At 38.9% G+C, this 21,524-nt stretch carries 17 protein-coding genes; 7 read left to right on the top strand and 10 right to left on the bottom strand.

Features of this window, described 5'->3' with window-relative positions; translation table 11 throughout:
• Window positions 1–13: 13 nt before the first annotated feature.
• A complete protein-coding gene (locus FUA48_RS01640) occupies window positions 14–2,095 on the top strand; it encodes an Ig-like domain-containing protein (protein ID WP_147581816.1) in 2,082 nt (693 codons plus the stop codon).
• On the opposite strand, the gene folK is transcribed toward FUA48_RS01640, so the two are convergent.
• The gene (folK, locus tag FUA48_RS01645) at window positions 2,084–3,223 is read right to left on the bottom strand and encodes a 2-amino-4-hydroxy-6-hydroxymethyldihydropteridine diphosphokinase (RefSeq protein ID WP_147581817.1); all 1,140 of its coding nucleotides are present in this window, start codon (window positions 3,221–3,223) and stop codon (window positions 2,084–2,086) included. The genes FUA48_RS01640 and folK overlap by 12 nt on opposite strands.
• Window positions 3,224–3,389: 166 nt before the next feature.
• Here folK and sppA point away from each other — a divergent pair, with 166 nt between their 5' ends.
• Together sppA and FUA48_RS01655 are read left to right on the top strand one after the other, a co-directional pair.
• Window positions 3,390–5,162 carry a signal peptide peptidase SppA gene (gene sppA, locus FUA48_RS01650; protein ID WP_147581818.1) on the top strand — a complete coding sequence of 591 codons (1,773 nt, stop codon included), beginning with the start codon at window positions 3,390–3,392 and terminating at the stop codon, window positions 5,160–5,162.
• 51 nt (window positions 5,163–5,213) lie between these two features.
• A complete protein-coding gene (locus FUA48_RS01655) occupies window positions 5,214–7,901 on the top strand; it encodes an AsmA-like C-terminal region-containing protein (RefSeq protein ID WP_147581819.1) in 2,688 nt (895 codons plus the stop codon).
• A gap of 49 nt (window positions 7,902–7,950) precedes the next feature.
• Here FUA48_RS01655 and FUA48_RS01660 read toward each other — a convergent pair whose 3' ends face one another.
• Complete coding sequence (locus FUA48_RS01660) at window positions 7,951–8,745, bottom strand: DUF2797 domain-containing protein (protein WP_129752335.1); 795 nt, start codon at window positions 8,743–8,745, stop codon at window positions 7,951–7,953.
• 50 nt (window positions 8,746–8,795) lie between these two features.
• Here FUA48_RS01660 and FUA48_RS01665 point away from each other — a divergent pair, with 50 nt between their 5' ends.
• Both FUA48_RS01665 and FUA48_RS18315 read left to right on the top strand, forming a co-directional pair.
• Window positions 8,796–10,325, top strand: coding sequence for a GH3 auxin-responsive promoter family protein (locus tag FUA48_RS01665; RefSeq protein ID WP_147581820.1), 1,530 nt, complete (start codon window positions 8,796–8,798; stop codon window positions 10,323–10,325).
• 64 nt (window positions 10,326–10,389) lie between these two features.
• Entirely contained in the window at window positions 10,390–10,530 is a 141-nt protein-coding gene (locus FUA48_RS18315) for a hypothetical protein (RefSeq protein WP_168196926.1), read from the top strand.
• Window positions 10,531–10,573: 43 nt separating this feature from the next.
• Here FUA48_RS18315 and clpX read toward each other — a convergent pair whose 3' ends face one another.
• The 6 genes from clpX to FUA48_RS01695 all read right to left on the bottom strand — a co-directional run bounded on the left by clpX (window position 10,574) and on the right by FUA48_RS01695 (window position 17,356).
• Window positions 10,574–11,806 carry an ATP-dependent Clp protease ATP-binding subunit ClpX gene (clpX, locus tag FUA48_RS01670; RefSeq protein ID WP_129752337.1) on the bottom strand — a complete coding sequence of 411 codons (1,233 nt, stop codon included), beginning with the start codon at window positions 11,804–11,806 and terminating at the stop codon, window positions 10,574–10,576.
• Between the two features lie 77 nt (window positions 11,807–11,883).
• A complete protein-coding gene (gene clpP / locus FUA48_RS01675) occupies window positions 11,884–12,558 on the bottom strand; it encodes an ATP-dependent Clp endopeptidase proteolytic subunit ClpP (RefSeq protein ID WP_129752338.1) in 675 nt (224 codons plus the stop codon).
• Between the two features lie 89 nt (window positions 12,559–12,647).
• The gene (gene tig, locus FUA48_RS01680) at window positions 12,648–13,973 is read right to left on the bottom strand and encodes a trigger factor (RefSeq protein WP_147581821.1); all 1,326 of its coding nucleotides are present in this window, start codon (window positions 13,971–13,973) and stop codon (window positions 12,648–12,650) included.
• Window positions 13,974–14,095: 122 nt separating this feature from the next.
• Window positions 14,096–14,443, bottom strand: coding sequence for a phage holin family protein (locus tag FUA48_RS01685; RefSeq protein WP_147581822.1), 348 nt, complete (start codon window positions 14,441–14,443; stop codon window positions 14,096–14,098).
• Window positions 14,444–14,528: 85 nt separating this feature from the next.
• Window positions 14,529–16,100 carry a G-D-S-L family lipolytic protein gene (locus FUA48_RS01690; RefSeq protein WP_147581823.1) on the bottom strand — a complete coding sequence of 524 codons (1,572 nt, stop codon included), beginning with the start codon at window positions 16,098–16,100 and terminating at the stop codon, window positions 14,529–14,531.
• Window positions 16,101–16,111: 11 nt separating this feature from the next.
• Window positions 16,112–17,356: an OmpP1/FadL family transporter gene (locus FUA48_RS01695; protein WP_147581824.1), complete on the bottom strand. Its 1,245-nt coding sequence runs from the start codon at window positions 17,354–17,356 to the stop codon at window positions 16,112–16,114.
• Window positions 17,357–17,670: 314 nt separating this feature from the next.
• Here FUA48_RS01695 and FUA48_RS01700 point away from each other — a divergent pair, with 314 nt between their 5' ends.
• A complete protein-coding gene (locus FUA48_RS01700) occupies window positions 17,671–19,233 on the top strand; it encodes an AsmA family protein (protein ID WP_147581825.1) in 1,563 nt (520 codons plus the stop codon).
• A gap of 36 nt (window positions 19,234–19,269) precedes the next feature.
• Here FUA48_RS01700 and FUA48_RS01705 read toward each other — a convergent pair whose 3' ends face one another.
• A complete protein-coding gene (locus FUA48_RS01705) occupies window positions 19,270–20,037 on the bottom strand; it encodes an alpha/beta fold hydrolase (RefSeq protein ID WP_147581826.1) in 768 nt (255 codons plus the stop codon).
• Window positions 20,038–20,039: 2 nt separating this feature from the next.
• Complete coding sequence (locus tag FUA48_RS01710; RefSeq protein WP_147581827.1) at window positions 20,040–20,753, bottom strand: pyridoxine 5'-phosphate synthase; 714 nt, start codon at window positions 20,751–20,753, stop codon at window positions 20,040–20,042.
• Between the two features lie 104 nt (window positions 20,754–20,857).
• On the opposite strand from FUA48_RS01710, the gene FUA48_RS01715 reads away from it, so the two are divergent.
• Window positions 20,858–21,517 (top strand): CBS domain-containing protein, encoded by a 660-nt coding sequence (locus tag FUA48_RS01715; RefSeq protein WP_147581828.1) that lies wholly within the window; start codon window positions 20,858–20,860, stop codon window positions 21,515–21,517.
• The last annotated feature ends 7 nt before the right edge of the window (window positions 21,518–21,524 follow it).

The raw sequence follows: 21,524 nt of genomic DNA on the forward strand, positions 1-21,524 counted from the left end.
CTACTTTTACGGGATGAAGTCCCTTAAATTTAAACATCTAGTTCTTTTATTGTCCTGTTTTGCATCATTAATTATAAATGCTCAGGATGCTCCTCCCGTATTAACCGCAAGCGGAAACCAGATTTATTGTCCCGGCACGCCTATTAATATTGTAACCGATTTTAATATTACCGATGCCGATGACACCGAAACCAATGCTGTATATATCCAGATATCATCAGGATATGTAAACGGACAGGACATACTATCACTAAACACTACAATACCAAACATAACAAGCAACTGGAATACTGCTTCAGGCAAGCTTACCATAGAAGGTGTAGGCGGGCAAAGCGTTCCTTATAACGATTTGATAACCGCAGTACAAAATGTGGTATATAACAATACCTCAGCTAACCCAAGCGGCTCAAGAACCTTTTCCATTACTATAGGACAGGCTAACTATCTACCCTCTACAGGTCATTATTATCAGTTTGTACCATCATTAGGCATCAGTTGGACAGCCGCTAAAGATGCAGCTGCTGCAAGTACCTACTACGGATTACAGGGATACCTGGCCACCATACTTTCTTCAGACGAAGCACAGCTTGTAGGCGAACAGGCAACAGGCACAGGCTGGATAGGCGGAAGCGATTCGCAAACTGAAGGTGTATGGAAATGGATGACAGGCCCTGAAGCCGGCACAACATTTTGGAATGGTGGTGTAAACGGCTCAACACCAAACTTTGCCTTTTGGAACACGGGAGAACCCAACAACCAGAATGATGAAGATTATGCTCACATCACCGCACCGGGTGTAGGTATAGCAGGTTCATGGAACGACCTGCCCGTAAGCGGAAGCACAGGAGACTATGTTCCTAAAGGATATATTGTTGAATATGGAGGAATGCCCGGGGACCCTGCATTACAGATATCTGCGAGTACAACAATAATCATCCCTACAATTACAGGAACCACACCTGCAGGCAATTGCGGCGAAGGATCGGTTATACTGCAGGCCACCGCCGGAACTGCATTGATATACTGGTATGCAAATCCAAACGGCGGAACTCCGTTAGCTACAGGCAGTAGTTTTACAACGCCTATACTAACAACTACCACTACCTATTATGCATCAACTCACGATGAAACCTGTACAACTGCATCAAGAACTGCAGTAACAGCAACCATAAACCCAATTCCAACTGTAACAGTAACACAGCCTGACCCCATATGTAGTGAAGAAACAGCAACACTACAGGCAATGCCGTCAGCAGGAAATGTAAACTGGTATAGCGCTGCAACTGGTGGTACAGCGATAGGTTCTGGAACAAGTTTTACAACACCGGTTTTAAATTCAGACACAACTTTTTATGCCGAAGCCATTAGTAACGGATGTCCGTCTGCTTCGAGGGAAGCGGTAACGGTTACCGTAAATACTATTCCGGACGCGGGAGAAGATGAGGAAGCTGTTTTTTGTGAAGGCAGCCAGGCAACACTAAACGCTAATGTTAGCAATGTTACTTATTTATGGTCTAACGGAGAAACCACTCCGAGTATTACCGTAAGTCAGGCAGGAACCTACACCCTTGAAGTAACCAACAGTTCCGGATGCAGCGACAGTAAAACTTTTACAGCCGTTATGCTTACCGCACCTGTAATAGACAATGTTGTGGTAAACTCGGCAACAGCAACTGTAATAATGGAAGATACCGACTTTACGAGTTACGAATATTCACTTGACGGGATAAATTATCAAACATCAAATATGTTTTATAATCTTAGTGCAGGGCAGCATACCGCTTATGCACGATCGCAAAATGGATGTGGTATGGACTCGCAAACCTTTTTTGTATTGCTTATCCCCAGATATTTTACCCCTAACAACGATTCAGTTAACGATGTATTTACTATAGCAGGATTATCTACTTATCCTCTTGCTAAAATCAGCATTTTTGACCGTTATGGCAAAATTATAACAGTGCTTAGCAGCCGTAACCGTTATTGGGATGGCACCTATAACGGACGCAACCTGCCCTCCAGCGATTACTGGTACGTTATACAGTTAGACCCGTCACTACCTGAAATAAAAGGGCATGTGGCATTAATTCGATAAGATATGGTTTTGAATTTGGTTTAGGATATCCAGATAATCTTCCTGATTATTTACAAAATCTTTACCCTCTACATCAATCAGCAGGATATTCATCCCCTGTTGTGTTTTGATATACTCCATATAGCCGCTGTTAAGCTTATCCAGGTATTCCGGCTGAATATCCTGTTCGTAGGTACGCCCACGTTTTTTTATCTGCTCTAATAAGGCATCCGTTTTTCGGTACAGATAAACGTATAAATCGGGCTTGGGCGTTTCCCTGTTTATAATATCAAAAAGTTTATGGTACAACCTGTATTCATCTTCGGTAAGGGTTACCTTGGCAAATATCAGCGATTTAAAAATGTGATAGTCGGACACCACAAAATCACTAAATAAATCCAATTGGGATAAATCGTCTGAAAGTTGCTGGTGCCTGTCGGCAAGAAAAGACATCTCCAGCGGAAAAGCATATCGTGAAGGCTCCTTATAAAACTTAGGCAGGAATGGGTTATCTGCAAAACGCTCCAAAATAATTTTTGCGTTAAAATCCTCGGCTATTCTTCCTGAAAGAGAAGTCTTCCCAGCACCTATATTTCCTTCAATAGCTATATAATTAGCTCCTGTAAACTGTATGCTTTTTATAGGATTTTCCAATTGGGAAACCAGTTTACAGTCACTATGATCGGCTGATTCTTCTATAAGAAGGTCAATATCCTTTTTAAGCACCGGATGCACCCATTCCGGCATTACATCCCTTAACGGATACAGCACAAAATTCCTGTCCTGCATTCGCGGATGCGGAAGGGTTAATTCAGGTAATGCGGCCACCTCATTATTAAACGCAATAATATCAACATCAATAACACGGGCGCTATATCCCTGCCCTTCACCCCTTACCCTGCCTGCATCAAGTTCGGCCTTAAGTAGCTCCTGCAAAAGCTGTACAGCTGTTTTATGGGTGTGTACCAAAACAGCGCAATTATAAAAATCGTCACTTTCAAAACCCCATGAAGGCGTTTCATACAGACCGGAAACCTGTACCACTGTAGCTATATGGTTATGTATATAACTAATACAGTCCTGTATGTGTTGCAGTCTGTCACCCTGATTACTTCCAAGGGATAATATGGCGCGATTTTGAAATTTCATAGGCTGCAAATTAACTAAAACAATTTTAAAGGAAATTATATTTAAAGCCTGTGTTAACAAATTAATTTAGGGTCTGTGCATATTTTTATAAAATTCTATCTTTAACCACTGTAACACTTTTGGACATTGTGCTACTTATATACAAGACAATAAATAAATCTGTACTATGCAATTTTTAAAAAATGTACTGGCTACCATTACAGGCCTATTCTTATTCTGCTTACTTTCATTCCTTTTCTTTATTATCATAGCTATTGCCGCAGGCGGTAGTAATGACGATGTAGTTACTGTTAAGGATAATTCGGTAATCGAACTTGACATTAAGGATGTACAAAACGATTATGCAGGAAAATTTTATAACGATAAATTATCTTTCCTAAACGACACACCACATGATGGTCTTATAGATGTGCTTAAAGCTATCGAGGCTGCAAAAACCGATGATAAAATTAAAGGTATAACCATAACCAACAGTACTTCAAGGTTAGGTATTGCACAAAACAAAGCACTAAGGGATAAACTTGAGGACTTTAAAGCTTCGGGTAAATTCATTGTGGCTTATTCTGACAACTTCAGCCAGTCTGACTATTACCTTAACTCGGTTGCCGATACTATTTATATGAATCCTATCGCTGACCTTGACTTTAAAGGACTTTCTTCTGAAGTAATGTTCTACAAGGATTTTCAGGAAAAAACAGGCATCAAGATGGAGGTAATCCGTCATGGTAAATACAAAAGTGCCGTAGAGCCGTTTTTAAGCAACTCTATGAGTGAGGCTAACAGGGAGCAGATTTCAGAACTGCTTAACTCTGTATGGACATCTGTAGCTGATGATATTTCCAAAAGCAGGAACATTCCTGTAGACAGCCTTAACAGTATTGCCAATAACCTTTCGGCACGTACTGCTGAAATGGCTAAAGACAGAAAACTTATTGATAAAATAGGTTATGAAGATGAGTTCCATGCCGGTATTAAGCATGCATTAAAAGTTGAAAAAGACGAAGACTATAACTCGGTAAGCATTCTTGACTACGTTCAGGCAAATTCTATTAAAGACCTGCTGTCTGATGCTAAAGACGAGATTGCCGTAGTTTATGCTCAGGGCGAGATTAGAAGTGGAGACGGAGCACTTACCATTATTGCTGAAGGCGCAATGAGAAAAGCCTTAAAAGAAGCTCGTGAAAACGAAGACGTAAAAGCAGTGGTACTTAGGGTTAACTCTCCGGGAGGAAGCGCACTTACTTCTGAACTTATATGGAGGGAGATTGAACTTACCAAACAGGTAAAACCGGTAGTGGTATCTATGGGTAACTATGCTGCATCAGGAGGATATTACATTTCCTGCGGCGCTAACAGGATATTTGCAGAACCGGGCACCATAACAGGATCTATAGGTGTATTCGGAATGCTTCCTAACCTTTCTCAGCTGTCTAACAATTTAGGCATACATACAGAAAAAGTAAGTACTCATGATAACTCGGCAGGGTACAGCCTTTTCACTCCGCTTGAAGATGAAACAAGAGCTATTATAACAGAAAGTGTAGAAAACATTTACACCACTTTTGTAAATCGTGTAGCTAAGGGAAGAAACATGTCTTTTGAACAGGTAGATTCTATTGCTCAGGGACGTGTATGGGCAGGTACCGAAGCGGTTAAAAACGGACTTGTAGACGAAATAGGCGGTCTTGATGACGCTATTGCCTATGCAGCTAAACTAGGCAAGACCGAAAGCTACAAAACAGTAAACTATCCTGAGTTTGAAATGACTTTTGATCAGTTTCTTGCAGGTAAAAGCGGACTTCCTTTTGCGCAGTCTAAAGAAGACATGATTAAAGAAGAAATTGGAGAAGAAAACTATATAATGTTAGAGCGTATAAGAAGGATAAATCAGCTACGCGGCAATCAAGTTATCCTTCCTTATGAAATAACGATACGATAATAAGCGTTATAAATCTTTATTTGTATTTTTAAGGTCTCTAACTAAAAAATTATGATCAAGAAAATTTTAAAATGGGCAGGTATTATCCTGCTCATCCTTATTATTGCGCTGGTGAGTGCACCATTCCTTTTTAAAGGAAAAATAAAGTCGCTGGTACTTAAAACCATCAATGAGCAGGTTGATGCCACGGTAGCTTTTGAAGATGTTAGCCTTAGCCTTTTTAAGAACTTCCCTATGGCAAGTGTTTCAGTTGAGAAACTAAGCATTATTAACAAAGCCCCGTTTGAGGGCGACACATTGGTTTATATGGATAATATAGACCTTACCATGTCGGTTAAAGAACTTTTTAAAGGTGAGGGCGAGCCCATGAACCTTGAATCGTTTTCTACTAAAGACGGCGTGGTAAACATCCTTATCAATAAAGACGGCATAGGCAACTTTGACATTGCCCTTAAAGATGAGGAAGACAAACCGGGTGATGACAGCGAAAGCAAACCGTTTGCACTTAACATTCAGGATTATGCCGTAGAAAACCTGCGTCTTAAATATTTTGATGAAAGCTCTAAAATGAAGCTGGTTATAGACAGCCTTTACCATGACGGAAAAGGAAATTTTGCCGCTTCTAAACTTGACCTGGATACCCATACTACAGCTAAACTTTCCTTTGATATGGATAAAACCAATTACATGAGGGATGTGGCACTGAAACTGGATGCGGTATTAGGCATAGACTTAGAGAACAACATTTATACATTTAAAGAGAACAAGGCATTTATCAATCAGTTGCCTTTAGAGTTTGACGGTAGCGTAGCACTTAAAGAGGAAGGCCAGCAAATAGACCTTACCTTTAAAACGCCTACCTCATCATTTAAAAACTTCTTAGGCCTGGTTCCGGAAGCTTATTCAGGTAACCTTAGCACGGTAAAAACAGAAGGAGACTTTACTATTGACGGTAAAGTGAAAGGACTTAACGGAGAAAACAGCATCCCTACATTTAATGTAGCCATAGCTTCAAACAACGCTTCATTTAAATATCCTGATCTTCCTAAATCAGTAGACAACATTGTTATTGACACTAAGATCATTAACGAAACCGGTGTTTTAAACGATACTTATGTTAATCTGGACAAACTATCTTTCAGGATAGACCAGGATGTATTTAACGCTAAGGCTACAATCAGAAACATTGTAGATAATGCTCTTGTAGATGCAGACCTTAACGGAACTATTAACCTGGCTAACGTAAGCAAAGCTTACCCTGTTCAGCTTGACACTCCGCTTTCCGGTATCTTAAAAGCCAACCTTTCTACCAAGTTTGATATGCTTTCTGTAGAAAAAAGCGAATATGAAAAAATGCAGAACAACGGTAGCATGAGCCTTTCAGGATTTACATATTCCGGAGACGGAATGGCAAAACCTGTATCGATAAGCCAGGCAAGTATACAATTTAACCCAAGCAGAATTACCCTTAGCGAGTTTAAGGCTAAAACGGGAGGTTCTGATATTGCTGTTACCGGTACGCTTGACAACTTCTACGGATTCATTTTTAAAGACCAGACACTTAAAGGTAATTTTGACATGAACGCTAACCAACTGTTGGTGGCAGATTTCATGGCTCCTGAAGCTCCTGAAACAAAAGCGAAAACTGAACAAGGTGAAGCTAAAACCGAAGCTAAGCCTGCCGTAGCATCAGAAGCGGTTAAAATACCTGCTTTCCTTGACTGTACAATTACTGCAAGAGCAAATACTGTTGTATATGATAACCTTAACCTGAAAAACGTTTCGGGTAAAATGGTAATTAAAGATGAGGCTGTTGCATTACAGAATGTAAGCACTGATATATTTGGTGGTAAAATAGGGTTTAATGGAAACGTTTCAACTAAAGCTGCAACGCCTACTTTCAAGATGGACTTAACGCTTAGTGCTGTAGATATTGTCCAGTCGTTTACGCAACTAGACATGCTTAAATCCATAGCACCTATTGCAAATGTACTTACAGGTAAGCTAAACTCTACCATTAATGTATCGGGTAATCTTGACAGTAAAGAAATGACTCCGGACCTTAACAGTCTTACAGGTGATTTACTTGGGCAGTTAATGAATACCAGCATTAAAGAGGAAAACTCTAAACTACTTACAGCTTTAGACAACAACCTAAAATTTATAGACCTTAGTAAGGTTAACTTGGACAACCTAAAAACATATTTAAGCTTTGAAAACGGTAAGGTAAACATCAAACCGTTTAACATCAAATACCAGGACATTACGGTTCAGGTGGGAGGTCAGCATGGTTTCGACCAGTCGATCAACTACAATGTAGCTTTTGATGTTCCTGCAAAATACTTAGGAAGCGACGTTAACAAACTCCTTAGCTCTTTAAACAGTACTGATGCAAGTAAGATAAGTGTTCCTGTAAACGCTAACATTACGGGTAGTTTTGATAACCCTAAAGTAAGTACAGATGTTTCTAAAGCAGTGACCGACCTTACACAGCAACTTGTAAAGCAGCAGACTGATAAATATAAAAAAGAAGGAGAAGACAAGCTTAAAGAAACTATTGGCGGCCTGTTAGGCGGTAATAAAAAAGAAGAGGATAAAACCTCAACAACTACCGACCAGACAAAAACAAATACCACTACCAATAACCAGACTCAGCAAACCGCTGAAGACAAAGCTAAAGAAGCCGGTAAAGATTTAATTAACGGCCTGTTTAAAAAGGATAAGAAAAAAGAGGAATAACAAAAAAGCCCCTGCTAAGCAGGGGCTTTTTATTTATATAGCAACTGTATTATACACTTATAATAACTTCAAAACCTTCATAAGACCTTACATTAAATACTGTACCGTCTTCAAACATAAGATACTGCCCTTTTATACCTGTAAGCTTACCGCTGTATGCAGGAGTTTTGGTAAGGTTAAGGCTGTTTATTTTTTTAGGGTATTCCAATACCGGATACTCTAAAGTATAAAGTTTCTCTGGAGTAGTTTCAAAATATTCTTTTACCTCATCCGGTAATAAGGCATGCATCTCATTTCTTCTGCCAATAAGATCAATCTCCATAATATCATTAAGCAGCATTTTCTTCCAGTTTATCTTATCCGAAAAATGGTCTTTTAAAGCAACCTCGGTAATACCCGCCAGATAACGGTTAGGCACTTCTATGAGCGGAATAGCCTGCGATGCTCCCTGGTCTATCCATCGTGTAGGCACCTGTGTTTTACGGGTAACCCCTACCTTCATATCACTGGCAGATGCCAGATATACAATATGCGGCTGTAGCTGTACTTTCTTTTCATACTCCAAATCCCTGTCGGCAATACCCAAATGCGCAGTACTCAGTTCAGGGCGCATAATCCAGTCACCTGCATCAGGTATACTGTAAAAGCAGTCGTAACAAAAACCTGTTCTGTATATTTTCTTCTTTTTTCCACAGTTAAGACACTTAAATCCCTGAAAATTAATCTCAAGATCTCTGCCCAATAACTGATTCATATTCAAAAAACTATTCTCAAACACCAGATAATACTGTATCGGGGTGCCCTGTTCGGTTTGCATTTTTGTTAGTACTCCTTCGTATTGCATGGAAAATTTAGTATTTTTATGGCATAAATGGCATAAAGATACTATAAAATATGGCTTTGGCGATTATCAATTCGGTTGCTTCATGGATTTTGAAGAAGAGAATCCATCAGATAGAATTGTTCCTTAAATACCCTAACGAGGTTCAGGAGGAACTGCTTCACAGCCTTGTGAGAAGTGCCGAAAACACCTCTTTTGGCAGGAAATATGATTTTTCGTCGGTAAGAAGCTATGCTACTTTTGCCGAAAGGATTCCTATTTCCACCTACGAAGATCTGGAGCCGCTTATAGAGCAGACCCGCCGTGGCGAACAAAATGTTATCTGGTCGTCGCAAATTAAATGGTTTGCCAAATCCAGCGGTACCACCAATGCAAAGAGCAAGTTTATACCCGTTAGCGCCGAAGCACTGGAAGACTGCCATTATAAGGCCGCAAAAGACTTGCTTTGCCTGTATCTTAACAATAATGAAGATGCCCAACTGTTTACGGGAAAAAGCCTTAGACTTGGAGGCAGTAAACAGCTGTATGAGGACAATAATACTTTTTTTGGCGACCTTTCTGCCATACTTATAGAGAATATGCCTATGTGGGCAGAATTCAGCAGTACCCCAAGCAACAGGGTATCGCTAATGAGTGAATGGGAAAGCAAGCTTTCTGCAATTGTAAAGGAAACCGTAAACGAAAACGTTACCAGCTTTGCAGGTGTCCCTTCGTGGATGCTTGTTTTAATGAACAGGATACTGGAGGAGACCGGAAAAGGAAACCTTCATGAGATATGGCCAAATGTGGAAGTTTATTTTCACGGAGGCGTTAGCTTTGAGCCTTACCGCGAACAATACAAAAAGATACTGCCTAAAAGCGATTTCAGGTATTATGAAATATACAATGCCTCTGAAGGCTTTTTTGCCATACAGGACACCAATGAAAGTGATGAGCTCTTACTGATGCTTGACTATGGTATTTTCTATGAATTTATACCTATGGATAGTTTTGGTTCACCAAACCAAAAAGCAGTACGACTGGCAGATGTTGAGCTTAATAAAAACTACGCTGTACTTATTACTACCAATTCGGGATTATGGCGTTACCTTATTGGCGACACTATTCGCTTTACATCATTAAACCCATACAGAATAAAAATAACCGGACGCACCAAACACCATATTAACGTTTTTGGGGAAGAACTGATGGTAGAAAATACCGACAGGGCAATAGCCAAAGCCTGTAGACTTACAGGAGCCGATGTTTGCGATTACACCGTTGCCCCTATTTTTATGGAGGGCAAAGAAAAAGGTGCACACGAATGGATTATAGAATTTGACAAGCACCCGGAAAACATAGAACATTTTACTGAAGTTCTTGACAAATCATTACAGGAACTTAACTCAGACTACGAAGCTAAGCGTTACAACAACATGACCTTAAACCCACTGGTAATAAATGTGGCAAGGCCAAAGTTATTTTACGACTGGCTTAAAGCCCAGGATAAACTGGGAGGTCAACATAAAATCCCGAGGCTTTCTAACGAAAGGCATTATATGGAACAACTTAAGGCCATGCAACCTGCCGACGTAACCGCTTAAACATTAACAGTTAAATTATTAGCCTTTTATATCAAGTTTTTATATTTGTAAAAATTGAAAAGCTATGAAAAGGATTTATTTACCACTATTGGGTGCTGCTTTACTGCTTTTAACATCATGCGGACCAAAAAGACTGGGATGCGGTAAAAGATGGTGTGAGGCAACAAAATCGACAGAACAGGTTAACATCAAAAAAGATGCATAAAAAAAGGCTGCCGAATGGCAGCCTTTTTTTTTATCAGGCAACATTATGATGCTGCCTTAAGTCTTTTTAATAAAGTCTTATTAAGATGATGTTCTACATACTCTTTATCGATATGCAGCTCTTTCTCATCAGAACCCGGGATTTCATACATCGCTTCGTTAAGGATGGCTTCACAAAGTGAACGTAGTCCCCTTGCACCAAGCTTGTATTCTAAGGCTTTGTCTACAATATAGTCTAAGGCATCATCACTTACCGATAATTCCACCTCATCCATAGCAAATAGCTTTCTGTACTGCTTGATAAGCGCATTTTTAGGCTCTGTAAGGATAGCTCTAAGCGTTTCCCTATCCAGAGGATCCATATGCGTTAAAACCGGCAGCCTTCCTATTATTTCAGGTATAAGACCAAAGTCTTTTACATCTTTAGGAATAATATACTGCAACAGGTTGTCGTTATCAATATTATCGGCATTACGGGAAGTACTGTAACCTACAGCCTGCCTGTTAAGCCTTTTAGATATTACACGGTCAATACCATCAAAAGCACCTCCTGCAATAAACAGGATATCCTGTGTATTTACCTCGATAAACTTCTGGTCGGGGTGTTTCCTTCCCCCTTTAGGCGGAACGTTTACCACAGTACCCTCAAGCAGCTTTAATAGTGCCTGTTGTACCCCTTCTCCCGAAACATCACGTGTAATGGACGGATTATCGCTCTTACGGGCAATTTTATCTATCTCATCTATAAATACAATTCCTTTTTCTGCTTTTTTAACGTCATAGTCTGCCGCCTGAAGTAAACGGGTAAGTATACTTTCCACATCCTCTCCTACATAACCTGCCTCTGTAAGAACAGTAGCATCTACAATAGTTAAAGGCACATTAAGCATCCTGGCAATGGTTTTAGCCACAAGGGTCTTACCTGTACCGGTTTGACCAACCATAAGAATGTTACTCTTTTCAATTTCAACACCCTCATCGTCCTGCTTTTGCATCAGCCTTTTATAGTGGTTGTATACCGCTACAGACAGCACTTTTTTAGTTTGGTCCTGCCCTATTACATACTGATCAAGAAATGCCCTTATTTCCTTTGGTCTTTTAAGCTCAAGCTCAGCAGAAAGCGATGCAGAACCGCTTTGTCTCAGCTCTTCAAGCACTATACCGTGAGCCTGCTCAATACAGCGATCGCAAATGTGTGCATTGATCCCTGCAATAAGTAAATTGGTCTCAGGCTTTTTTCTGCCGCAAAAAGAACATTCTAATACTTCTTTAGCCATATAATTTTATAAGGTTTTAATAGCCAGAGACATTGCCCCGGCCAAATAAAACGCAAAGATACGATTTTTATTCTGTTTTACTCCCTAACAAGCACTTCGTCTATCATACCATACTCTTTAGCCTCTGTAGCTTTCATCCAGTAATCACGCTCACTGTCTTTGTAAACTTTGTCATAATCCTGTTTAGAATGCTTAGCTATTATATGATATAACTCCTCTTTTAGTTTTAACATTTCACGAAGATTGATCTCCATATCGGTAGCGACACCCTGTGCACCTCCCGACGGTTGGTGAATCATAATTCTTGAATGCGGAAGTGCCGAACGCTTACCATCAGCACCTGCGCAAAGTAATACTGCTCCCATAGAAGCTGCCATGCCTGTACAGATAGTAGCTACATCAGGCCTGATGTACTGCATGGTATCATACATACCTAAACCTGCATATACGCTACCTCCTGGAGAGTTGATATAGATTTGAATATCCTTAGAAGCATCTGTACTTTCCAGGAATAATAACTGAGCCTGTACAATATTTGCAATCTGGTCGTCTATACCGGTACCTAAAAAGATAATCCTGTCCATCATTAAACGTGAAAATACGTCAAGCTGGGCAACATTCATCTGGCGCTCTTCCATAATATACGGAGTCATGCCCATTGGGGTTACACGGTTAACTAATTTATCATAATATAGATTGTTTATGCCATGATGTTTTGTAGCATATTTTTTAAACTCTTTACCGAAATTCATAGTCATTTTTGGATTTAAAATATTCGACAATAAAAAAAGCGTCAGGATATAAATCCTGACGCTCAAATATACTTATTTTTTACGAGAAATTACTCTCCGTACATTTCCTTAATAAAGTCCTGATAAGTAACTTCTTTCTCTTTTGCTTTAACATTTTCTTTGAAAAGGTTAAGCATTTTTTCGCTCATTACCTGCTCAGATAATCTCTTTACTTCGTCTTTGTTAGAAAGAACTCTTGAAACAATATTATCAACATCAGCATCAGTTGGGTTCATCTGACCGAATTGTGCCATTTGTTTTTTAATAACATCTGAAGTATAAGCCTTAAGATCGTCAAAAGTTATTTGCAGGTTGTTTTCAGTAATAACCTTACCTTCAATTAACTGGTAACGTAAACCTTTTTCAGATTTAGCATACTCTTCTTCAGCCTGCTCTGCAGTAAGCGGGTTCTCACCTACAGTCTGTATCCATTTTTTAAGGAATTCAGCAGGAAGGTCGAATTTAGTGTTCTCAATTAAGAACTCAGTTACATCGTTAAGGAATTTCTGGTCTGCCTGAGTAGCAAATTGCTGCTCTGCGTCTTCCTTAATTTTTTCTTTTAACTGCTCTACAGAAGTTACAACACCTTCACCAAAAAGCTTATCAAAAAGCTCCTGGTTAAGCTCAGCTTTCTCAGTAGTATTTATTTCTTCGATAGTGAAGTCTACATCAATTTCAAGACCGTGTACATCGTCATGGCTTACTTTAAGGTAATCCATAAGTTTGTGATCGTCATCAAAAAGGTTTTTAGTAGAAACTGTTACAACATCCCCTACTTTTTTACCGATAAATTTCTTTCCGGTAGTTTTAGTTTTGAAGATAGAAGGAGTAATAGTTACTGTATTGTTGATACCTTTCTCCTCGTTTGTAAACGTACCGCGGATATCATCACCTTCTTCTGATTTTTCTTTAGAAACAAGCTTACCGTATTGTTTTTGAATACGCTCAAGCTGCTCTTCAAGCATAGTATCGTCTGCCTTGATTATATATTTTACAAGTTTGTTTTTTGCAGCAAGGTCTATTTTGAATTCAGGAGCAAGACCAAGTTCAAATTCAAAGGCATAATCATCAGCATCCCAGTTGAAATCTTCAGTCAATTTAGGAAGCGGATTACCTAATATATCCAGTTTCTCCTCAACAAGATAATCGTTAAGTGAAGACTGAAGTAATTTGTTTACCTCATCTACAAGAATGGCTTTGCCATATTGTTTTTGTATCAGGCTCATTGGAACAGCACCTTTCCTGAATCCGGGAATGCTTGCATTTTTCCTGTAATCCTGTAAAACTTTATCTACCTTTGGTTTGTAGTCCTCTTTTGTAATAGCTACTGTTACAACAGCATTTAATGCATCTACCTGCTCTCTTGTAATATTCATTATCTAAATTATTTTAAAAACCATAAAATTATGGGTTGCAAAAATATACTTTTTTTGCAACCCATACAAGTTTTTAAAATATTGTATTTCAACACCCTTAAAAAGAATACTGCTGCTTATTTTCAGGAAGCCTCTTTTTCTGAAAGTCTGGTTACCAGCGACTGGCAAAATGATAGTATAAGACTAAAAAGCAGGGCGTACCAAAAGCCATCTACATAAAAGCCGGGAACCAGCTCTACACAAAGTAAAATGATAACAGCATTTATAACCAGCAGGAACAACCCTAAAGTAAAGATTGTTGCAGGAAGCGTAAACAAAACCAATAGTGGCTTTACAAAAATATTAAGCAACCCTAACACCAAAGCCACGAGTAATGCCGACCCCCAGCCGTCTACCCTAACTCCCGGCAGCAGGTGAGATAACAACAAAACAAAAACAGTGGTAAAGAAAATATTTATAAGTGTTCTCATGTTAAAAAATTTTATTGCTGACATAAATATAAAAAAAGCACCGCTAAAATGCGGCGCTTTTAAGAAAATGTTATGGCTAACCTAACTAGTTTGTTGGCAATACAGTAGCACCAGGATAGTACCCGGGAACTATTAGCGGAAGGTTAGCATTATAATGCTCATTAATAACTTTAATTATCTCATTTGCGATAGCAGCATACCCCCTTGCATTAGGATGTACTCCGTCAAGAGAGAAAACAGTAGTATTTAGAGCAGAAGTACTAAAATAATCTGCTGTATAAATCTGACCATCCTCTACTCTTAAACCACTTACAAGCTGGTTAAGAATTGCATTCATATCTGCCACAGCAAGACCTTTAGAAGCCGCAATAGCCTTAATCGTTTGGTTATAACTTAAAGTAGCAGTATTAACCATTTCTATTTCAGCCTCAGTAAGTACGTGATTATCCTGCAACGGGTAAGTAACCCCAAATTTATCAAAAGGAGCCGGTATACCTGCCGGAGCAGTACCTATAACGCTTCTTGTTGTAAGCAATATAAGATCGTTTGCAGTCGCTTGTCTTGCCTGTCCAAAAGTTTGCCCTAAAAAGGCTGCATAAGGTGCAAATTGAGGAATACCACCCGCAGCTGCAGTAATCTGTGCACTAAAATTAGTGGCTGCCTCATCTTTAATTAAAAGCGGATTAGCACCTAAAACAGACAATGGGTTAATCCTATCCGGCTGACCAAGCGCAGTAAACACCTGATCTAAAAACGCATATATAGTACCATTAAGTTCGTTCATTGCAGCAGCACCTGCCTGAGTATTACCCCCACCCAAAGTACTTGTAGTTAAAGGATTATAGGGCACTGTAGTGAAAAACGGTATTGACGTTACATTAGGAACTGTAGCCACAACTCCTTTTGCCCCTCCTGAAGTAAGAAGATCTGTAATTCCCGAATACACACTGGCAAATACATTAGGGTCTGTAATATCGTTTGCCCCATAAGTAGAGGGATCGAAATTACCTGTCTGGTCTACACCAATACCTCCTGAAGTTGCAAAGGAAAGAACATCGTTACTTCCTATCCAGTTAGTAAAGAAAGTTGGATTTTTAGACATTGCATCAGCCATTACAGTAGTAGACGGCGAAGTTGCGTGACGCACAAAATAAGGATTTGCCTGCCCTAACGCAACACCTGCAAGATTACCGTATCCCGGTGCAAGTAAGTGGAATGATTTTGCTCCCGGCACACCCATATTATTATAAGCTGTAGCCTGAAGATTACCCACCTCAATAGTACACGCAGCAGCAAGAGGCTCAGGACCACCGGCAGTAGCATCAATAATAAGCCTTGTAGCAGCTATCTGATTACCACCAAGCAAAAGACCTCCCGCATTGTTAATATCATCATCATAAGACGGTTGTGTAAAAGCACCTCCACCCACTACAGCAAACTGCTGTGATAACAGGTTAGGAAAAGAATAAGACTGGCTCACTCTGGAAACAGTACCATCCATATAACCTGCAGTTAAAGAGTTACCTATTGCCACATAAGATGTAAAATCTGCATCTCCGGCACTGTAACTACTGTTGCTTACCTCATTATCAAATTCAGGTTCACAGGCAATAAGGCCCGCAGCAAGCAATGATAAGTATATAAATTTATTTTTCATGTCAATTTTTATTAGAAACTATAACTTAAACCTATACCCGGAGAAAACACAACACTTTTGTAAGTACCTCCAAATGAAGTATACTGTCCGTCTTCCTGATAGTAATCATATGAATTATCAACTTCATCAAAGTGTAGGAACAGGAATGAGAAGTCTACACCCAGTTTAGGGTTTATCTTATATGTTAAACCACCTGTATATCCCATAGAATCATTTCTTGGTGTTTCAGGAGCAAAGTAACCATCCTGAACCGGACTCTCGTCAAAGTACCAACCCGCACGGAAAGAGAACTTATCGTTAGCAATATACTGAGCTCCTATTCTGTATGTGTTTGAATCCTGATAATTTCTAGGGTTAACCGATGTAGGAACACTATTATGGAAATCAACCACTAACGATTTGTAAGCATCCCAAAAAGCCCTGTTATAATCAAAAGCAAAAAGAAGCTTATCATTTACTTCATAAGAAAAACCTACGGTAAGTTCAGCAGGAAGAGGAAGATCTGCATCAAAAGTTGTATTGGTTAATGTACCTGAAAGATAAGCAGGAACATCATGGAAAGTAGCATCACCATCGCGAGCTTCCATTATAATTTCTGAACGATAGTTAGCACCAATTGTAAGTTTCTCTACTGGCTTTAAAGTAAACCCTGCTGTCCACCCCCACGCATTTACACCAGTGGCATCTATAGTTAAATCTGTCCTGTTTCCGTTTTCATCCGTAAGGCTTCTGCTAACGTTTCTATTAAAGTTAACACTACCCGTTACAAATATAGGACCACCGCCTACACTAAAATAATCGTTCACTTTTAATGATACAGACGGCTGAACGTAAATAGCCTGAAGATCGATATTATTAACCAGGTGAGAACCCTGCCAATCCTGATCCCATTCAACAGCACTACCATAAGGTGAATAAACCGCTAAACCTACCGAAAGCCAGTCGGTAGCTCTATAAGAAACATATGCACTAAAAGGTGTTCCAAAATTCTCTGTAGAATTCATCCAGTTATTTTCCCTGTTCTGGAACTTTGTTCTTGCAAAAAGGGCATTACCCCCTATAGATGCATTAAAACGGTCTTCCAGGAATGCCATACCCGAAGGGTTAAAAAACAAAACCTCGGCACTGTTTATAACAGCCACACCGGTATGCCCCATAGCCAGCTGTTTCTGCCCCTGAAGACTAACCCTGTATCCACCTGCAAAAGCCGTGGAAGCCGTTAAAGCCATTAGGGTTAAAGATAATAGTTTTCTCATGGTTAAATAAGTATTAGTTTTTCATATTGTAAATAGCTTATATCAAATTTAGGATATTTTATGAAAAATACAACGATTGAGACAAAAATATTATGCATTCATAATAATTTATTTTACAAAAAATACATATTTTTTTTGACAATATGATTGTTAAAAAATCTATATTTTAAATAAATAACATAAAATTAACCAGAATTAACTATTAAGAACTTCGTTAACTAAAGATTAGGACACCATACTATTAACAAAAGCATAAAGTAGTTTAAGAATCATTTAAATCGCTGTACCTTACCCGTTAAAATCAAATCAGCCTTATGTCCCTCTTAAAAAAAATACTCATCGGAACAGGTGTTTTAATACTACTCCTAATAATAGCCAATTACGGAATAAGCTACTGGATATCCCAAAAACTACCTTCTGTACTACAATCGGAAGAAAAAATGCCTTACAACATCAGCTACAGGGATCTTGACATTGACTTACTGCGCGGAAACCTAACTGTTCTGGATGCAGCACTATCTCCTAAAGATACTTCCGGAACCCCAATGAAAAATGGTGCTTTTGGAAAAATTGATAAGATAAAAATAGAGAGTTTTAGCCTATGGCAACTGCTTGTAAACGATAAAATAAAAGTACAGCATATCATTATAGAGAAACCGGAAATCATTCTTTACCCCGAAGAAAACAAATATCACGTTAAAGGAAAACTTGTTAAGCCTTTTAAAAATACTATATCTACAGAAACAATTGACCTAACAGAGGGTAAATTCACATTATTGGACTCCACAGATAAAATAAAACTCCAAGCCTATAACATAAAGATTAATCTAAAAAAAATAAAAGTAGACAGTTCTACAGTAAAGAACAATATGCCTGTTAAATACTCGTCTTATTTGTTTAACTGCGACAGCATCTATTATCAGGCAGGGAGCCAATACCATATTACGACTCAAAAAATAACATTAAGCGACACCTCTGCTATTGTAAATAATTTTAAACTGACCCCGGAGCTTAGCCGTATCGCTTTTGCTAAATCCATACCTAAAGAAAAAGACCAATACCGAATAGCGGTAGAAAAAATACATGTCCCAAATTCTGTTTGGGGATTTGTAAACGACACTCTTTTTGTGCATTCTCCTGAAATAAACCTTAATAAGGTAAATGCGGTAATCTACAGGCCAAAAATGCCAACTGACGATCTTAGCACCAAAAAACTGTATAGCCAGATGTTAAGGGAACTGAATTTTGACCTTCAGATTGACAAAATAAACCTGAAAGACTCCTATCTTGAATATCAGGAACAGCAAAGCTACGACAGGGAACCGGCAAAGGTGTCCTTCTCAAATTTTAATGCTACGGTAGCCAACATATACAGCCCGTTGCATAAAGAAGAGTTCCCAACCACCTCGCTGGACGTAAGCTGCCTGTTTATGAAATCGTCACCGTTAAATGTACATTGGACGTTTAATATCCCGGACCAAAGTGACTCCTTTACCATAAAAGGACATTTACAAAATGTAAACAGCAGCACGATAGACCCCGTAGCAAAGCCTCTTATGAATCTTACCACACAAGGTGACCTGGAACAGATTTATTTCACCTTTAACGGCAATCGGGAAACATCAAATGGTGCTTTTGCAATAAGGTATGAAAACCTAAAAGTAAAACTTTACAAAAAGGATGGGAAGAAAGAAAACAAACTCATGTCGGCTGTTGGAAACCTGTTAGCCAAAAATGATAGTGACGGCGACTTAAAACAGGCCGATGTAAGTGTTGACAGAGAAAAAAGTAAATCGGTATTCAACTTTTTATGGCGCTTTTTACAGGAAGGCCTCAAAAAAACATTACTCCCTAAAATAATGACTAAAAAAGATTAAATACAAAAGGCTGTTCAGTTGAACAGCCTTTTGTATTTATGCAGTAAGAAACGCCAGTGTCTCTGCAACAAAATCCTTTGGATTTTCGGCATGCAACCAGTGCCCTGAATTTTTAATATCTTTTATTATTGCTTTAGGAAAATGATTGTGAATAGTTTCAAAATCCTGATCTTTTATATAATCAGATCTGTCACCCCTTAAAAATAAAACCGACCCATCATATACAGTACCTTCCGGCAATGCAGTACCGATATTATCTATTTTCTCGGTAAGGACTTTTAAATTAAACCTGAAAGCCAGTTGTCCCTGCTCTACCCAGTAAAGGTTTTTCATCAGGAATTGACGGGTACCAAAGTCAGGGATATACTGTTGTAATATTTCCTCAACATCACTCCTGCTCGGTTTTACAGAAAAATCTATCGCATTAAGCCCGGCAAGTATGTCCTGATGATGTGGCCTGTAGTATTTAGGCCCTATATCGGCAACCACTAACTTCTCAAGCATTTCAGGATGCGTCATAGCAAAGAACATACTTATCTTCCCTCCCATTGAATGGCCTATTATGTCAACCTTTTCAAGATTATGCTCTTTACAGTAGTCATAAAGATCCTGCACCATTAAATCATAATTAAACTCATCTGACTGCAAGCTTCTGCCATGGTTTCTCATATCCAGGGCATGAACTTCAAACCCTCTTTCGGCATATTGCCCGCCAAGCGTTTTCCAGTTGTCAGACATTCCTAAAAAGCCGTGAATTATAAGCAATGGCTTTCCGCTTCCTTCTATTCTTGAATATAAACTCATTATTATTTAAGTTTTTGAAGATACATATTCACTACATTCTCAATACCCAGATAAAGTGATTCAGAAATAAGGGCATGCCCGATAGAAACTTCCAGAAGCCCCGGAATGTTATCTTTAAAGAACTTAATATTATCAAGACTAAGATCGTGACCGGCATTTAGACCTAAACCCAACTCGTTTGCAAGTTTTGCTGAAGCCACATAAGGTGCAATACCCGCTTCATTCCCTAATCCGTATTCATGAGCAAATGCTTCGGTATAAAGTTCAATCCTGTCTGTACCGGTTTCTTTAGCCCCTTCAATCATGTTGAGTACAGGATCAACAAAAATGGAGGTACGAATGCCATTTCTCTTAAACTCGGCAATCACTTCCTGCAAAAACGATTTATGCTTTATCGTGTCCCAACCCGCATTAGATGTTATGGCATCATCCGCATCAGGAACCAGTGTGACCTGTGTAGGCTTTACTTCCAGCACTAAATCCATAAATTTCTTTATAGGATTACCCTCAATATTATACTCTGTATAAACAACAGGAACCAAATCCCTTGCATCCTGATAACGGATATGCCTTTCATCAGGCCTCGGGTGAATGGTAACCCCTTGTGCTCCAAATTTCTGAACATCGGCAGCAACTTTAAGCAAATCAGGCACATTACCGCCTCTTGAGTTCCTTAACGTTGCTATTTTGTTTATATTTACACTAAGTTTTGTCATTTTGTCCCTGTTTATTTGAATTTTACACAAAAATACAAAGTAAAATTAAGGTAGAATATTCTTATTTTTGATTATTTTGCACTAGTAACTGATACTTCCCCAACATGATTGATATAACTGATTTTATCAACAATAAAATAAAACCCCTTAACACAACTGAATCTGTAGCAGATGCGCAGGATCTTTTTGCCGAATACCCATTTTCACATTTTCCTGTACTGGAAAACGATGTATATATAGGTTGTGCCGGCAGCGAAGACATCGACCTTATGGAAATAGACAAAACCATGAATGACATGCGCTATACTTTTGACAGGTTTTTTGTTAGGGATACAACAATCTGGCTTGATGTGCTTGAAGTATTTGCCAAAAACGAAACCAACATAATGCCTGTTTTGGATAGCGAAAATAAGTACCTGGGCTATTATGAAATTACAGATATAATACAGTTTTTCCATCAAACCCCTTTCCTTAAAGAAGACGGAGGCATACTTGTAGTGGAAAAAGGAGTTGCCGATTACACAATGAGCGAAGTGGCGCAGATAGTAGAAAGCAACAACGGCAGGCTTTTGGGATCGTTCATATCTGAAGCTAACCTTGAAAAAGTACAGATTACCTTAAAAATAAGCCTGGGCGGGCTTAGTGAAATAATCCAGACATTCAGGAGGTATAATTATGAAATTATTTCTGAACATCAGGAAGACGCCTACCTTAACACATTAAAAGACCGTTCTGATTACCTGGACAAATACCTGAACATATAATAAGCGT

This window comes from Flavobacterium alkalisoli (genome assembly GCF_008000935.1).
GTDB classification, from domain to species: Bacteria; Bacteroidota; Bacteroidia; order Flavobacteriales; family Flavobacteriaceae; genus Flavobacterium; species Flavobacterium alkalisoli.

Coding starts and splice junctions, on each gene's coding strand:
- tig (WP_147581821.1), bottom strand. CDS start 13,973: ATGAATATTACAAGAGAGCAGGTAGATGCATTAAATGCTGTTGTAACA.
- FUA48_RS18315 (WP_168196926.1), top strand. CDS start 10,390: ATGAAAAGGATTTATTTACCACTATTGGGTGCTGCTTTACTGCTTTTA.
- clpX (WP_129752337.1), bottom strand. CDS start 11,806: ATGGCTAAAGAAGTATTAGAATGTTCTTTTTGCGGCAGAAAAAAGCCT.
- FUA48_RS01660 (WP_129752335.1), bottom strand. CDS start 8,745: ATGCAATACGAAGGAGTACTAACAAAAATGCAAACCGAACAGGGCACC.
- FUA48_RS01655 (WP_147581819.1), top strand. CDS start 5,214: ATGATCAAGAAAATTTTAAAATGGGCAGGTATTATCCTGCTCATCCTT.
- FUA48_RS01685 (WP_147581822.1), bottom strand. CDS start 14,443: ATGAGAACACTTATAAATATTTTCTTTACCACTGTTTTTGTTTTGTTG.
- FUA48_RS01715 (WP_147581828.1), top strand. CDS start 20,858: ATGATTGATATAACTGATTTTATCAACAATAAAATAAAACCCCTTAAC.
- FUA48_RS01710 (WP_147581827.1), bottom strand. CDS start 20,753: ATGACAAAACTTAGTGTAAATATAAACAAAATAGCAACGTTAAGGAAC.
- folK (WP_147581817.1), bottom strand. CDS start 3,223: ATGAAATTTCAAAATCGCGCCATATTATCCCTTGGAAGTAATCAGGGT.
- FUA48_RS01705 (WP_147581826.1), bottom strand. CDS start 20,037: ATGAGTTTATATTCAAGAATAGAAGGAAGCGGAAAGCCATTGCTTATA.
- FUA48_RS01690 (WP_147581823.1), bottom strand. CDS start 16,100: ATGAAAAATAAATTTATATACTTATCATTGCTTGCTGCGGGCCTTATT.
- sppA (WP_147581818.1), top strand. CDS start 3,390: ATGCAATTTTTAAAAAATGTACTGGCTACCATTACAGGCCTATTCTTA.
- clpP (WP_129752338.1), bottom strand. CDS start 12,558: ATGAATTTCGGTAAAGAGTTTAAAAAATATGCTACAAAACATCATGGC.
- FUA48_RS01695 (WP_147581824.1), bottom strand. CDS start 17,356: ATGAGAAAACTATTATCTTTAACCCTAATGGCTTTAACGGCTTCCACG.
- FUA48_RS01640 (WP_147581816.1), top strand. CDS start 14: ATGAAGTCCCTTAAATTTAAACATCTAGTTCTTTTATTGTCCTGTTTT.
- FUA48_RS01700 (WP_147581825.1), top strand. CDS start 17,671: ATGTCCCTCTTAAAAAAAATACTCATCGGAACAGGTGTTTTAATACTA.
- FUA48_RS01665 (WP_147581820.1), top strand. CDS start 8,796: ATGGCTTTGGCGATTATCAATTCGGTTGCTTCATGGATTTTGAAGAAG.